This window comes from Enterococcus sp. AZ101 (assembly GCF_050499005.1).
Lineage (GTDB): Bacteria > Bacillota > Bacilli > Lactobacillales > Enterococcaceae > Enterococcus_L > Enterococcus_L ureilyticus.
The window spans coordinates 573,739-588,154 of sequence record NZ_JBMHEZ010000002.1 but is presented as its reverse complement, the minus strand read 5'-3'; the positions used below and the strand labels follow the sequence as shown (position 1 = coordinate 588,154).

Annotated in this window: 14 protein-coding genes and 1 other annotated feature; of the genes, 3 read left to right on the top strand and 11 right to left on the bottom strand. The window is 38.8% G+C overall.

Annotated features, from left to right (window positions below):
• Nucleotides 1-11: 11 nt before the first annotated feature.
• Together IGJ50_RS12145 and IGJ50_RS12140 are read right to left on the bottom strand one after the other, a co-directional pair.
• A complete protein-coding gene (locus IGJ50_RS12145; RefSeq protein WP_429950615.1) occupies nt 12-800 on the bottom strand; it encodes an energy-coupling factor transporter transmembrane component T in 789 nt (262 codons plus the stop codon).
• Between the two features lie 24 nt (nt 801-824).
• Nucleotides 825-1,460 carry an ECF transporter S component gene (locus tag IGJ50_RS12140; RefSeq protein ID WP_069638818.1) on the bottom strand — a complete coding sequence of 212 codons (636 nt, stop codon included), beginning with the start codon at nt 1,458-1,460 and terminating at the stop codon, nt 825-827.
• Nucleotides 1,461-1,826: 366 nt separating this feature from the next.
• On the opposite strand from IGJ50_RS12140, the gene IGJ50_RS12135 reads away from it, so the two are divergent.
• Entirely contained in the window at nt 1,827-3,728 is a 1,902-nt protein-coding gene (locus IGJ50_RS12135) for a PfkB family carbohydrate kinase (protein ID WP_429950613.1), read from the top strand.
• A 91-nt stretch (nt 3,729-3,819) separates the two neighbouring features.
• Here IGJ50_RS12135 and IGJ50_RS12130 read toward each other — a convergent pair whose 3' ends face one another.
• The 7 genes from IGJ50_RS12130 to IGJ50_RS12100 form a co-directional block, all read right to left on the bottom strand.
• Complete coding sequence (locus IGJ50_RS12130) at nt 3,820-4,569, bottom strand: class I SAM-dependent methyltransferase (RefSeq protein WP_429950611.1); 750 nt, start codon at nt 4,567-4,569, stop codon at nt 3,820-3,822.
• 229 nt (nt 4,570-4,798) lie between these two features.
• Nucleotides 4,799-5,386, bottom strand: a complete 588-nt coding sequence (gene leuD, locus IGJ50_RS12125; protein ID WP_069639521.1) for a 3-isopropylmalate dehydratase small subunit — start codon at nt 5,384-5,386, stop codon at nt 4,799-4,801.
• On the bottom strand, nt 5,386-6,762 hold the full coding sequence (gene leuC / locus IGJ50_RS12120; RefSeq protein ID WP_429950609.1) for a 3-isopropylmalate dehydratase large subunit: 1,377 nt from the start codon (nt 6,760-6,762) through the stop codon (nt 5,386-5,388). Before leuC ends, leuD begins: the two co-directional genes overlap by 1 nt.
• A gap of 1 nt (nt 6,763) precedes the next feature.
• Nucleotides 6,764-7,810, bottom strand: a complete 1,047-nt coding sequence (gene leuB, locus IGJ50_RS12115) for a 3-isopropylmalate dehydrogenase (protein WP_069639523.1) — start codon at nt 7,808-7,810, stop codon at nt 6,764-6,766.
• On the bottom strand, nt 7,810-9,333 hold the full coding sequence (locus IGJ50_RS12110) for a 2-isopropylmalate synthase (protein ID WP_429950607.1): 1,524 nt from the start codon (nt 9,331-9,333) through the stop codon (nt 7,810-7,812). The genes leuB and IGJ50_RS12110 overlap by 1 nt, the downstream gene beginning before the upstream one ends.
• Before the next feature lie 47 nt (nt 9,334-9,380).
• Nucleotides 9,381-9,881: a hypothetical protein gene (locus tag IGJ50_RS12105; RefSeq protein ID WP_429950605.1), complete on the bottom strand. Its 501-nt coding sequence runs from the start codon at nt 9,879-9,881 to the stop codon at nt 9,381-9,383.
• 348 nt (nt 9,882-10,229) lie between these two features.
• Nucleotides 10,230-11,510, bottom strand: a complete 1,281-nt coding sequence (locus IGJ50_RS12100) for an O-acetylhomoserine aminocarboxypropyltransferase/cysteine synthase family protein (protein WP_069639525.1) — start codon at nt 11,508-11,510, stop codon at nt 10,230-10,232.
• 145 nt (nt 11,511-11,655) lie between these two features.
• Nucleotides 11,656-11,915, bottom strand: a binding site (T-box leader).
• 151 nt (nt 11,916-12,066) lie between these two features.
• On the opposite strand from IGJ50_RS12100, the gene IGJ50_RS12095 reads away from it, so the two are divergent.
• On the top strand, nt 12,067-12,423 hold the full coding sequence (locus tag IGJ50_RS12095; protein ID WP_069639526.1) for a hypothetical protein: 357 nt from the start codon (nt 12,067-12,069) through the stop codon (nt 12,421-12,423).
• Between the two features lie 32 nt (nt 12,424-12,455).
• On the top strand, nt 12,456-12,617 hold the full coding sequence (locus tag IGJ50_RS12090) for a hypothetical protein (RefSeq protein ID WP_167351665.1): 162 nt from the start codon (nt 12,456-12,458) through the stop codon (nt 12,615-12,617).
• A 378-nt stretch (nt 12,618-12,995) separates the two neighbouring features.
• On the opposite strand, the gene IGJ50_RS12085 is transcribed toward IGJ50_RS12090, so the two are convergent.
• On the bottom strand, nt 12,996-13,430 hold the full coding sequence (locus IGJ50_RS12085) for a hypothetical protein (protein ID WP_069639527.1): 435 nt from the start codon (nt 13,428-13,430) through the stop codon (nt 12,996-12,998).
• Between the two features lie 147 nt (nt 13,431-13,577).
• The gene (locus IGJ50_RS12080; RefSeq protein ID WP_069639528.1) at nt 13,578-14,165 is read right to left on the bottom strand and encodes an ATP-dependent Clp protease proteolytic subunit; all 588 of its coding nucleotides are present in this window, start codon (nt 14,163-14,165) and stop codon (nt 13,578-13,580) included.
• Nucleotides 14,166-14,416 lie beyond the last annotated feature (251 nt).

The following is a 14,416-nucleotide window of genomic DNA, read 5'->3' as shown; positions in this document are numbered from 1 at the left end:
CGGCTCCCTTCTTATAGAATAGTAGATTTCATCAAAATAGTGACGGCTAATGTGAGTAGGAAAAATAGGATCAGCCCGCTATTGATTCGTTTGTCCAATTTGCTGACTTTCACTTGAACGTAGCTTGTTTGTTTCACCCCTTTGATCCCGAAACCTCTTGTTTCCAGTGTCATTCCTCGTTCTTGGGCATCTGTCAATGAAGACATGATGACAGGTCCTAAAAGCGGAATGTATGACTTGATCCTGGAAAAAATCGTTCCACCAGTTTCAACCCCTCGTGCTTCTTGTGCTTCTTGGATCGTCGCTAATCGTCTTTGCATTTGCGGTACTACATTTAACGTTGCTAGTACGAGATAGCCAGCTTTGGGCGGCAAGCCACTATTCGTTAAAGCCGCGACCAGTTTTCCTTTATCCGTGGTTTGATTCATGATATAAAAGCTTCCCATAAAAACTAAGAGTGTGGTGACAATTTTCAAGGCATATAAAACACCTTCAAGTCCTAATTTTGCAAAACCAAAATCTGCAATAAACGTGACATTACTTGTACTATAAAAGCCTTGGATAAACAAAAGCATCACTGTAATTGGAACCCCAAATCCTACTATCAAACGGGTAAACGGTTTCAAAATCTTTGCCAAGTAAGAAATAATAAATAAACCGATAATAATAGCAAAACCTAACCAGATACTTGGAAAAATCAAGGTACTTAAACCGAGTGTAAAAACCGCTAATACTTTTGTCATAGGATTCAATCGCTCGATCACCGTATGTCGAGGAATGAATGTCGTTGATACCTTCACGTGTTGCTCCCTCCTAACTTCTGATTATTTCGCCCATTCTTCATCGTCTTCCAGCTCACTTTCATTCATTCCTATTGCATATTGACTGAGAAATCTTTTCGGAATTTTTTGGACGAGTAAGAAGGCAATCAAAAAGACAATACCTTTATCAATCACGTTTTCAAGCATCGATGTAGAGATCACAGAAAGAAAAATTTGTTTTGTCGTCGCAATTAAAGCGGCTGTAAAAACTGAACTGCCATTGACCCCTGTAGCGCCTCCGTAAACAAAAATTGTAATCAGTGAAGCTGAAACAGTATTTGTTAACGCACAAGCAAGCCAAGTCAAAATAGCGCCCCAAATGGTTTTGAACAACCCTGCCTTTACCATAAAACCAGTAACTAAGGCACATAAGATACTGACAACTGAATAGGGAAAGTAAACTGGATTGGCCACAAGCGTTAAAAAAACGTTTGTTAGTAATCCACACAAAGCTGCTACCCAAGGCCCTGAAAGACAGGCAATAATAATTGTACCGATCATATCTAAAAATAACGGTAATTTAAGTGCCGAGCAGAGTGTACCACCGATCAAATTGATCCCAACAGCGATCGGAATCAACACTAAAGATTTAGTTGTAAATTGACTTCTTATCCCTTCTAAAAATTTGTTCTTCTTCATCCTCGTCCCTCCATTCTCTTTGCACAATACTATCTTAATTCCATCTAAGAAAATATTTTCGGAAAACGTTTTCTTAAATTGAATTTAACACCAGTTTGCTGATTTGTCAACGTATTTTCAAATAATTTTTCGTATAAATGATAATGCTTACAAAAAGTCATATAATGATTCTTATTGACTTAATAGATTTAATTATCTATTATTTAGACAAGGTTGATTCATCATTTTGACAGATACAATTACTACTTTCAATCAATTTAACCGACATATTGTTCTAAAAATTTTAAAACTCTATGCGCTGAATATGAACTATAAAAATCTGATTTTCAAAAAATTAAATAACGTATGAAACGGAGAATAACAGTGATGAATATAAAAGATATTGCAAAACTCGCAGGTGTTTCAGCTTCAACTGTTTCAAAAATCGTTAACCAAAAAGATCAAAGCATCAGTAAAGAAACGAGAGAACGGGTTTTAAAAATTGTAAAGGAATACAATTATACGCCTTACGCTTCTGCTAATACTAGTTCCTCTAAAAGTTGGATTATTGGTGTTTTGCTGAAATCTTCTGCTTCATTAAATACAACCTTAGATGGAATCATTCAAACCGCTCAAGGTAACGGTTATAGCACCTTAGTTTTCAATAATTATTCGGATAAAGACCAAGAATTAAAAAACATTACTTCCTTATGCAAACAAAATGTAGATGGCGTTATTTGGGAGCCCCTAACGGAACAAAGCTTGTCTTTTGCTACTTATTTTAAAGATGCTTCGATCCCACTACTAACAGTCGGTCCAAATGGCGGGAAGCATGCAATCTGTTTTCCTTATGAAGAAGCAGCTTACCAAATCACCCAAGAGCTGATCGATCAAAAGCATAGTCAAATTGCTTGTTTACTTTCTAAAGGACGACGAACATCTGCCTTTTTAGAGGGGTATAAAAAGTGTTTGTTTGACAATCATATGAAACTAGATAAGGAATTGATTTTTGATGAATTAAATGATAATTTGGCTCAGAAACTAAACAATCGACAAATCACAGGGGTCGTTTCTTCCCACTATCATAAAGCTTTAGAATTTTATCAATTAGTAAACACACTTAGTTACAAAATACCAGAAGATATTTCGTTGATTTCTTTAAAGAGTGATCACACAGAGCCACTGACCTTTTCTGAGTTATCTGAGATTTCAACGTATGCAATTCAAAACACTGACTTTGGTACTTATATCGGCAACCAATTGATCCATCGGATTGAACAAAATAAGCAAAAATCACAGCCATTCGCACAAGCTTTTCACTTAAACAATCGAACAACAATCAGTTTACCTTTTAATCTGAATATACCAAGGCTCACCGTTGTAGGAAGTATAAATATTGATACTTATCTTACCGTTCCAAAGCTTCCCAACAGCGGGAAAACCGTTTCGATTTCCAGTTCATCTATTCAGCCAGGTGGAAAAGGGGTAAATCAATCCATCGGTGCTGCCAAACTCGGTCATCGAGTTGGACTGATTGGAAATATTGGATCAGACTTGGACGCTGATTATGTTTATTCTGCCTTAAACCAATATGGCGTGGATTCATTAGGAATCAAACGACGTCCCCATACGGATACAGGAAAAGCCTATATTTTTGTTGCAGCTAACGGACATTCGACGATTTCTATCTTGCCAGGTGCTAATGGGATCTTTACGCCAGAAGATATTGAAGAAAAAAAAGAATTGTTTGAAAATGCAGGCTATTGTTTGATCCAGTCCGAGATTCCTTTGGACACGGTAGCTAAAGCTTGTTCTCTGGCACATGAATATGGCGCTAAAACCATTTTTAAACCTTCTGCCTATGGAAAAATACCGGAAAACATTTTGTCGTTGGTTGATATTTTGATTCCTAATGAGGATGAGTTGAATGAACTTTGTCCTGAATTTTCCTCAATTGAAGAAAAAGCAAATTTTCTGTTAAATTACGGAATTCAAACGATTATCGTTACATTGGGTGAGCAAGGCTGTTATGTTAAAACGATTGATTGGGCAGAGTATTTTCCAGCGGCTGACTTTCCAGCTATTGACACAACTGGCGCAAGTGATGCCTTTATCAGTGCACTCGCCTCTTACCTCTTATACGGTTATTCTTTAAAAGCTGCCGTTCGAATTGCCACTTATGCTGCTGGTTTTTGTATTACGCGCGATGGTGTTGTGGCTTCTTTGATCGATAGACATAGTCTTGAAACATACATTAAACAAAAAGAAGATGGCTTAATAAAAAAATAATCCTATTATTTGAGAATAAACCAATTATACAAAACAAAGAGCTTGGGTCTCACTTCAGTCCTAAGCTCTTTATTGTTCTGTGTATCTTCTATTAAGGATGTTTATATGCCGTTATTCTAAGCCTACGATAATCAGCCTCCCAGTGATCAAATTTCCATAAGCTTGATTTCAACGCTCGCTCCAAATTTTTAAGAACCTGCTCTTTCTGCTCTTCAGATAATTCTCCTAACTCCGTAGCGTAAAATTGCTCCATCCATTCTCTCAAACCAGACCAACCGCCTTTTAGTGGTGTTGGTCGTTCATATTCCAAAATCTCTACAACTTCAAAATGATTTTTTTCAAGCAAAAGTTGATAATCTGCAATTGATGTAAAACAGAAAGGCTCCTCAAAAGGAATACTCAAAGCCTTTAACTCGCGCCCAAAAGCTCCTCTGATCGCCTGCACATTCCCAACTGCACCGAACTCACAAATCAACTGACCATTCGTATTTAAGTGTCGATGGATATTTTTTAATAACAAATCTTGATCAGGTATCCAATGAAAAACTGCATTTGAAAAAGCGACATCATACAGACCAATTTGATTGGAAGGATTTAAGATATCTTCCTGTAAAAAATTCAAATTAGGATAACTTTTTTTTGCTTGATCGATCATATTTACTGATTGATCGATTCCCGTCACTTCATGCCCCAGGTCCGCAATTTGACTCGTTAATGCGCCAGTCCCACAGCCAATATCCAACACTTTTTTCGGCTCTTTCGGTACTAACTCCAACAATCCTGCGCCATACTTAAAAACAAAATCATGTGTCGTATTATATTTTTTTGCATCCCATTCCATGGTTTTCACCCTCCTAACGATTTAATGAAAAGCAGGGTGTGGGACAAAAGTAAAAAGTACTTTTGTTTCACACCCTAAATATGAATAAACGGTGGGAGCAGAAGCAACCCTTTCGGAAATAAGCTGAAATTGCTGTAAAACACAGTAAATATCATAAACTGATGTTGCATAGTACCTACGTGGTTCTCGGGGTTAAACACTCCTGTCCCAACCTCACTCTTACTATTTCTTATTGCCAATATGCTGGAATCTTCGCTTCATAAGCCGCAATCTCAGAATCATGCGTCAAGCTGATCGCAATCTCATCTAACCCATTCACTAATTTATGCTTCCAAGTGCTGTCAATTTCAAAAGAATACGTACCAATCGACGTCACCACTTGTTGAGCAGGTAAATCAATTGTAATCATTTCATCTGCTTGAAGCCCCGCCAATGCATCCAATTCTTCTCGCTTCAATACAATTGGCAATAGTCCATTTTTCGTCGCATTCATATAAAAAATATCACTGAAACTTCCTGCAATAACCGCTCTAAAACCATAATCATCCAACGCCCAAGCCGCATGCTCTCGTGATGAACCTGATCCAAAGTTGTCACCAGAAATCAGAATCGTCGCGCCTTTGTATTGTGGTTCATTCAAAGTGAATTCTGGATTTGGTGTACGGTCCGGCAAATAACGCCATTCATCAAATAAAAACTCGCCAAACCCTGTTTTTTCGATTCGTTTTAGAAATGATTTTGGAATGATTTGATCGGTGTCGATATTGTCATTCATTAGTGGAACCGCAGTTCCTGTATGTTGTGTAAATGCCTCCATTATGCACCAAGCTCCTCTCTAATGTCTCTAAACGTTCCTTCAATCGCAGCTGTTGCCGCCATCGCCGGGCTGCAAAGATGGGTTCTTGCCCCTTTGCCTTGGCGTCCCTCAAAGTTTCGGTTCGAGGTTGAGGCACAGTGAACACCCGCTGGTACTTGGTCTGGATTCATGCCTAGACACATGGAGCAGCCTGGTTCACGCCATTCAAAGCCTGCTTCGATGAAGATTCTATCCAAGCCGATTTTCTCTGCTGCTTTACGAACAGGTCTTGAGCCTGGTACTACGATTGCGGTAATGCCTTCTTTGACTTTTTTGCCTTTTACGATACGAGCCGCTTCTTCTAAATCGGATAGTCGGCCGTTAGTACATGAGCCGATAAAAACGTAGCCGATTTCGATATCTGATGGGCGTTGTCCTGGTTTTAGATCCATGTAGTTATAGGCACGTTCGTCGTTCATGTCTTTGATTTCTGGGAATGTCCCTGTGATTGGGATGCCCATTTCTGGATTCGTTCCCCATGTAATGAAGGGAACCAGTTCATCTGCGTTTAATTCTAGATCCACATCATAAGTTGCGTCTGGATCACTTGGCAGTTTTTTCCAATCAGCGATTGCCGCTTCCATATCTTCTGGTGCATATTCTCTGCCACGTACATAGTCAAAGGTTTTTTCATCTGGCGCCATCATCCCCATTTTTGCGCCGCCTTCGATGGCCATGTTACAGATGGTCATGCGTTCTTCCATCGTTAGATTTTCAATCGTTTCACCGTAAAATTCAACCGCATGTCCAACACCAAAATCAACCCCATATTTTGCGATCAAGGCAAGAATAATATCTTTGGCATACACGCCTTTGGCTAGTTTTCCAGTAATTTTAACACCCATTGATTTTGGCTTATTTTGCCAAATGCATTGTGTGGCAAAAACATGTTCCACTTCACTGGTTCCAATACCGAATGCCAAGGCTCCAAATGCGCCGTGAGTTGCTGTATGTGAATCCCCACAAACGATGATTTTCCCTGGTTGTGTCAAGCCTGTTTCGGGTCCCACCATATGCACGATTCCCTGACGGTCACTGCCGTTATCACAGAGCGTTACACCGAATTCTTCACAGTTTTTCTGCAAGGCTTCGATTTGTTTTTTTGCCACCAAATCTGTGATGTTAAAAATATCTTGTGTTGGTACGTTATGATCCATCGTCCCAAAGGTTCTATCTGGTCGGCGGACTTTTCGGCCTGCTTCTCTTAGTCCTTCAAAGGCTTGTGGTGAAGTGACCTCGTGGATCAGATGCAGATTGACGTATAGTAGTTGTGGTTCTCCGGCAACGCCCGATACCACATGTTGTTCCCAAAGTTTATCAAATAGAGTTTTTCCCATATTAAGCACCTCTCAATTCTGTTATTATAGCTTCTGTAAAGTCTGTTGTTGTCGCTTTACCACCTAGGTCTGTGGTTAGAATTCCTTGATTCATGACACGATCGCAAGCCTCTTCGATTTTCTTTGCTGAATTTTCTAAGCCAAATGATTGACGTAACATCATCGCTACTGACAAGATCATCGACATTGGATTGGCGATATTTTGATTAGCAATATCTGGTGCTGAACCATGGATTGGTTCGTATAATGAGGGACCAGATTCGCTGTGACTGGCGCTTGGCATCATCCCTAGTGAGCCTGGAATCACCGATGCTTCATCACTTAAGATATCGCCGAATAGATTTTCTGTTACAAGTACGTCAAAGGCTTTTGGCTTTTGGATCATGACCATTGCCGCTGAATCGACTAATTGATGTTCTAAGGTACAATCTGGAAATTCTCGTGCGACTTCTTCGGCTGTTTGACGCCACAATTTGCTGGTCGCTAGTACATTGGCTTTATCAACAGATGTGACTTTTTTATTTCTCGTTTGGGCGATTTCAAAGGCTTTTCTGATAATACGTTGGATCTCAGCTTTTGAATAGGTGCATAGGTCTGAGGCTTCTGTTTCCCCTAGCTTTTTTTCACCAAAGTAGATACCACCTGTTAGTTCACGAACGACCACAAAATCAACGCCTCGAACGTTTTCTTCTTTTAATGGCGATAAATGAACGACTGCATCTGGCACAGAAATCGGACGGATATTTGCAAAAAGTCCTAAAGCTTTTCTTAACCCAAGCAAGCCTTGTTCGGGACGTTTTGGTGCATTGTCCCATTTTGGACCGCCAATGGCACCTAGTAAGATCGCATCGGCTTTTTCACAAGCGTTTAGGGTTCCTGCTGGTAAGGGATCACCTTGTTCATCAATACCAGCACCGCCAAAGGCAAAACGTTCAATATCAAAATCCAGATTATCTTGCACCATGATTTCGGCTAAAATTTTTAGTGCGCTATCCATGATTTCTGCTCCGATGCCGTCACCCGGCAATGCTACAATTCGTTTGCTCATTAGGCTTTCCCCACTTCTTTTTGAAATTGTTCACTGGCTTTGACGTAAGCTTTCGCTGATGCTTGTAAGACATCGAAATCGATGCCGATACCGTTGAATTGCTTGTTGTTTTCAGTATCTGCTAAGGTTACATGCACTTCTGCTTGGGCATCTTCACCGCCTGTGATGGCTTTAATGTAATACTCTTGTAGTTCTGGTTTTTGGTCGAATATTTTATCAATCGAATTATAGATCGCTTGGATACTACCAGAGCCGATCGCCGATTCTGTTTTACTTTCGTTTTCACCTGTATTGATGGACACGATTGCTCCTTGACTGCCGTCAGAAACGTATTGCAATTGGACACGTTCTAAGCGATAATCTTCGCTACATTCTTGCGATTGTCCAACCATTAGCGCGATCAAATCGTCTTCTGTGACTTGTTTCTTTTTGTCTGCCAATGATTTGAAGCGTTTGAAGGCGTCTTTTAGTTCGTCATCTGTTAGTTGGTAGCCTAGTGCTTCCATTTTTGTGGCAAATGCATGACGCCCGGAAAGTTTCCCTAGTGGCAATGAGTTTTCATTTACCCCAACAAGTGATGGTGTAATGATTTCGTAGGTATCTGGATTTTTCAATACGCCATCTTGATGGATACCTGATTCGTGAGCGTAAGCGTTCGCTCCGATGATTGCTTTATTTCTTGGCACTGCCACGCCTGATAGACGGCTGACGAGATCGCTGGTCCTTTTGGTTTCATTCAATGTGATGTTGCTTTGGGCTTCGTAGAAATCTTTTCTGATGTATAGCGCCAACGCTACTTCTTCAAGCGCCGTATTGCCAGCTCGTTCGCCGATGCCATTGATTGTTCCTTCTACTCGACAAGCGCCATTTTCGATCGCTGCTAAGGCATTGGCCGTCGCCATTCCTAAGTCATCGTGGCAATGAGAAGAGAAAATAATTTCTTCATCGCTTTGGATATTTCCGATCAGAAATTTAAATAGTGCGCCGTATTCTGTTGGATTGGAATAACCAACCGTATCAGGAACGTTGATGATTGTTGCACCTGCATCAATGGCTGTTTGAACTGCTTTTAGTAGAAATTGTTTGTCTGTTCTGGTTGCATCTTCTGGTGAAAACTGAACTTTCTCAAATTTGGTTCTAGCGTAGCTAACGTGTTCTTTAATAGAAGCGATTACTTCGTCTGGTGTCATTTTTAGTTTAAATTCCATATGAACCGGGCTAGTTGCTAGAAATACATGGATCTGTGGGTGCTTGGCATTTTGCAACGCTTCATGAGCGCGATCGATGTCAGCTTTTTGACACCGTGCCAAACCTGCGACGGTCATTTTTTCAGCATTTTCTGCGATGGCTTTAACTGCTTCAAAATCACCAACTGATGCGATCGGAAATCCTGCTTCGATCGTATCGATGCCCCATTTTTCAAGTTGCTTAGCGATTTGAACTTTTTCTTTGGTGTTAAAATTTACACCTGGTGTTTGTTCGCCGTCTCTTAGAGTGGTGTCAAAGAATTGGATAGTGTTCATTTTTCATACTTCCCTTCTGAATTGAGTTAATGGTTTTCTTCATTTTTTTAGGTTAGGGGACACGAATAAAACTTCTCTCGCTTCGTTCGCCAAGTATTGTGCATCATCAGCTCTGCAAGCAGTCGCTGTGTTTTAGACGAACGAAACTTCTCTCGCTTCGCTCGCCAAGTATTGCGCATCATCAGCTCTGCAAGCAGTCGCTGTGTTTTAGACGAACGAAACTTCTCTCGCTTCGCTCGCCAAGTATTGTGCATCATCAGCTCTGCAAGCAGTCGCTGTGTTTTAGACGAACGAAACTTCTCTCGCTTCGCTCGCCAAGTATTGTGCATCATCAGCTCTGCAAGCAGTCGCTGTGTTTTAGACGAACGAAACTTCTCTCGCTTCGCTCGCCAAGTATTGTGCATCATCAGCTCTGCAAGCAATCGCTGTGATTTAGACGAATGAAACTTCTCTCGCTTCGCTCGCCAAGTATTGTGCATCATCAGCTCTGCAAGCAGTCGCTGTGATTTACAATAAAAAAGCACCCCACGATATGGGATGCTTGTCATCCCGTTCATGCAATGCGAAAACAGGACTCTCAACGTCTGATAAGAAAAAGCTGTGCTGCAGCTGGTTTCTAGAAATCAGTGTGATGAGTCCTTCAGTAATAATAAGAATGTAATTGTCGTTGTCTGCTTGTTCATCTTCCTCAACATCCTTTATTGTCAGAATTTTTGAATAATTCAAACTATAATATTAAAGATACAAAAGTTTTTAATCAAAGTCAACAGTTTTATGAGATTTTTTTAAGAAAGTGAACGGGACATAACTCTTTGAATCATATCCCACTCACATGGAATCCGTATGAACGGTAGGGGTGGAGCAGAAGCACTTCCTGTCCCAACCTTTTCATTTTTTTATAGTTTATTCAATGCTTGCCCCAAGTCAGCAATAATATCTTCAATATTTTCAATTCCAATGGATAGACGAATCAATTCTGGCGCTGTTCCTGAAGCTTTTAATTCATCTTCACTCAACTGTGAATGCGTTGTTGAAGCTGGATGAATGATCAATGATTTCGCATCACCGACATTTGCTAATAGTGAGAACAGCTCAACATGATCAATCAAATTTTTTCCAGCTTCGGCCCCACCTTTTACTCCAAAAGTAAAGACTGAGCCTGCTCCTTTTGGTAAGTATTTTTCTGCTAGTTGATGATATTGATTGTTCGGTAAGCCTGGATAATTAACCCACTCAACTTTCGGGTGCTTATTTAAAAATTCCGCTACAGTCTGCGCATTTTTTACATGTCGCTCTATGCGCAAAGATAATGTTTCTAGACCTAGAATCAATAAAAAACTATTGAAGGGTGAAATCGCTGCCCCTGTATCTCTTAATAAAGAAACGCGTAAGCGTGTGATATAAGCTGGTGCACCAACATCTTTTGTATAGGATAAACCATGATAGCTTGGGTCTGGATCAACAAGTTTAGGGAATTTACCATTTGCCCAGTTGAATTTGCCAGAATCAATGATAACACCTCCCAAAGCAACACCGTGCCCACCAATGAATTTTGTTGCGGAATATACGACGATATCAGCGCCAAAATCAAAAGGACGATTCAAATAGGCCGTTGCAAAAGTATTATCCACGATCAATGGTAACTCATGTTTATGTGCAATTTCTGCAATGGCTTCTAAATCTGCAACATTCGTAATTGGATTACCAATCGTTTCTACAAAAATCGCTTTGGTATTTTCTTTGATGGCTTCTTCAAAATTACTTAACTGATCTGGCTCAACAAAGGTTGTCGTGATCCCAAATTCTGGCAATGTATGAGCAAATAAGTTAAATGTTCCACCATATAATGTTGAAGCTGAGACAATATGATCACCGCTGCTTGCAAGGTTTTGAATTGCATAAGTGACAGCCGCTGTTCCTGAAGCTACTGCTACCGCTCCAACACCGCCTTCTAATTCATTCAACCGGTCTTCCAATACTGCTGTTGTCGGATTTGTGATGCGTGTATAAATGTTTCCTGCTTTAGATAGTGCAAATTTCTCGGCTGCATCTTGTGTGTCGTCAAAGGTATAAGATGTTGTTTGGTAAATAGGTACGGCTCTAGAATTCGTCTCTTTGTCGGGTTTGTGTCCTCCATGGATTTGGATCGTTTCAAATTGATAGTTAGAGTTTGTCATTATGCGTCATTCCTTTTCTATTTTTTATTTTATTGATTTTTTTTATATCGCCAATCCACATATCACCTTCTTGCATAATGACCGCCTCTTTCTATTTATTCTCATTAAAAGGAACAAAAAAGCCGTCCCTACTAGCTTTATACTAGTAAAGGGCGACTGTCGCGGTACCACCTTTATTGGAAATCACTTCCATCTCAACCCAAACGTCGAATCACTTCTTGATTTGGTGCCTTGTTAACGGTAGCTGCCGTAAAAATCAAATTGATTTTTCCTCTCCAAGATCATTTTCGACAAGGGATCATTACTTTCTTGCACCAAACGAAAGCTCTCTCGCTCCAATAACTGATCACATCAATTCACTGGATATAATGTCTGCTTGTGTACTCTTCTTTTCAATGAGTTTTAGTATTGGTCATAATATTAGAGCATTCTCATTTTTTTGTCAACGTTTTTTTCTTTATTTTTCATTTTTTATAAATATTACTCTTCTATTGAGTGTCCTATTTCTCTTTCTTCTACTTTTTTATTATAATTAAGAAAATTGGAGGTCGATTTAATGTCAGCAAGTAATGAAAAAGTGGAAATACTCTTATCTTATTTATCTGAAATCCATACAAAGAGCTTAACTTTATACGATTTAGTCACCAGCCGCCCACGCCCTGAAGATACTCGAATTCTTTTAAATATCAATGAAGTCTTCACCTATTATCATAGTGTACGTGTTTTTTACTACAGTAATAGTGAACTAACGGCCTCAGAGGTTCACCCCTTTTTTAAAGCCTTTGAAGATTTCTATTTTGAATTGAAGCAGGTCTTTTTTCTTGAAGAGGATGATAGCATCCTACTTTATAATAAGTTAACGGCTATGAAAGATTCTTTTGAACAGTTGACGAATGATTTTAATGTTCTATAATAGAGTAGACAACAGGTAAAGAAGGTGCCCAAATGGATCAAAGTGAAGTCGTAGAGCGCTTGCGCGAAGAGTTGGAGATTCCATTTTTTAATGGAACGATTGAAGAACGTGAATACACAGAAGCTGAATATCAGAAGATCAAATCTGATCTGATTCAGTATTTTGATGATTATGTGCGTAATGTAGAAAATTAATACGGAATAGTCACATGAAAATCTAAAGATCTAAAACAGACTGTAATGTTTCTGTTTTAGATCTTTTTCTATGTCTTTAAAAGCAAGTCTCTTTTCTTTGCTTAAAACAGACAAAAAATAACATTATGTATGTTAAAATTAAAAAGATAAAGATATATTATTAATATGATATTTATTTTCAAAAACGTATAAATAAAAAACCATCGGCGGAAAAGGCCGATGGAAAAGGAGTATTACTCAATAAGAGTAAAATGAAAAATAAAAAGGTTGTTGTTGGTATGATCATATAATACAACAGTTTTTTTCTTTTGTCTACTAAAAATAACATTAAATTAAAATGAAATCTTACTATTTTTTGTCATTTTTCCATTTATTTTTTTATTTATTTAATAAAAGGTTGCTCATTCGTGTGATAGCAAATGAAATGTCATCTGTTGCTTTATCTTGCTTTTCTTCTGAATGATTGAACAAATCAACATCGATCCCTTTTTCCGGATCTAAAGATAAAATCATTTCGTTACAACCAGCTAAATATTCGATGTATGAACGTTCGAATTTCTTATGGATTCCCATAACACGGGCAGGTGGACGCAATTGAGTTACTTTTTCAAGCATAATTGTATATTCCTTGGTGCCATCTTGGAAAATGCGTTGAATCTCAGCAATTCTTTCTGGAGCCAACTCCGTTACTTTGCCGTTATCGATTGCTTTACGAACTTCCTCGTAATAGTCGTTCATTTTTTCTCCGACTTCTTCTGTTTCTTTAACAATATCATTGATGTTTTGAACATAATAGCCTAAATTTGGTTTCACAATCTTTCCTACTTTCTTTTAGTAATCACTCAATTTTACCCTGTTTGATAGGCAGATGACAAGAAGAATCTGCAAAAATACAATTTTACCCTGATTCTTCTTATAAAAAAACTGCAAACAGATTTTTTGTTTGCAGTTTTTATGTTTTTATTGAATTTCGTCACTTGTTTTGATGATTTTAGAAATCATGCCATACTCTTTGGCTTCGTCAGCTGACATCCAGAAGTTACGGTCTGTATCTTTTGCGATTTTTTCGTAAGTTTGACCTGTCGCTTCAGCGATCAAGCGATTGACACGTTCACGCATACGGATGATTTCTTTGGCTTCAATTTGAATCTCTGTACTTTGTCCTTGCACACCGCCAGCAGGTTGATGGATCATATAGCGTGTATTTGGTAAGCTATAACGATTCTTCGCTTCAGCAGCTAAGTAAATCGTAATACCAGCACTTGCAACCCAACCAGTTCCGATCACGATCACTTCTGGTTTTACAAATTTGATCATGTCATGAATCGTATCTCCCGCTTCAACATGTCCGCCTTGGCTATTGATAAAGATTTTGATAGGCTCATCACCCATTGCAGCTAGCAACAATAATTGAGATGTTACTTCTCGTGCTAAATCTTGATTGATTTCTCCGTAAATCAAAATTGTTCGCTCTTCAAACAATTTTTTCATAAACGCATTTGGTTGTTGTTTTTCTTCTGTTTCTTCATTTTCATCTAAATAGTTCATCACGACTAACCTCCATATTTTAAAGCTAAATCTCTATATTAATAATACCGCAATATGAAAATTTGTCCACTTTTTTGACTTGTTTTGACCTTAAAAACTATTTTTCAAACATCAAGGATCCATCGATACTTAAAAGTAATCTATTGTTTATTTTTATCTGAGACATAACACTACGAGTCACATCCCCTACTCCAGGAATTCGAATTACTAGTGAAATCAGAAGTAACTTCGCGAGAATTGCTGAGAAACCC

Bases quoted from the DNA above. Each gene is read 5' to 3' on its own strand.
- IGJ50_RS12090 (WP_167351665.1), top strand. From the start codon at position 12,456: ATGGATCAAAGTGAAGTCGTAGAGCGCTTGCGCGAAGAGTTGGAGATT.
- leuC (WP_429950609.1), bottom strand. From the start codon at position 6,762: ATGGGAAAAACTCTATTTGATAAACTTTGGGAACAACATGTGGTATCG.
- IGJ50_RS12105 (WP_429950605.1), bottom strand. From the start codon at position 9,881: ATGACAAGCATCCCATATCGTGGGGTGCTTTTTTATTGTAAATCACAG.
- IGJ50_RS12100 (WP_069639525.1), bottom strand. From the start codon at position 11,510: ATGACAAACTCTAACTATCAATTTGAAACGATCCAAATCCATGGAGGA.
- IGJ50_RS12095 (WP_069639526.1), top strand. From the start codon at position 12,067: ATGTCAGCAAGTAATGAAAAAGTGGAAATACTCTTATCTTATTTATCT.
- leuD (WP_069639521.1), bottom strand. From the start codon at position 5,386: ATGGAGGCATTTACACAACATACAGGAACTGCGGTTCCACTAATGAAT.
- IGJ50_RS12110 (WP_429950607.1), bottom strand. From the start codon at position 9,333: ATGAACACTATCCAATTCTTTGACACCACTCTAAGAGACGGCGAACAA.
- IGJ50_RS12140 (WP_069638818.1), bottom strand. From the start codon at position 1,460: ATGAAGAAGAACAAATTTTTAGAAGGGATAAGAAGTCAATTTACAACT.
- IGJ50_RS12130 (WP_429950611.1), bottom strand. From the start codon at position 4,569: ATGGAATGGGATGCAAAAAAATATAATACGACACATGATTTTGTTTTT.
- leuB (WP_069639523.1), bottom strand. From the start codon at position 7,810: ATGAGCAAACGAATTGTAGCATTGCCGGGTGACGGCATCGGAGCAGAA.
- IGJ50_RS12080 (WP_069639528.1), bottom strand. From the start codon at position 14,165: ATGAACTATTTAGATGAAAATGAAGAAACAGAAGAAAAACAACAACCA.
- IGJ50_RS12135 (WP_429950613.1), top strand. From the start codon at position 1,827: ATGAATATAAAAGATATTGCAAAACTCGCAGGTGTTTCAGCTTCAACT.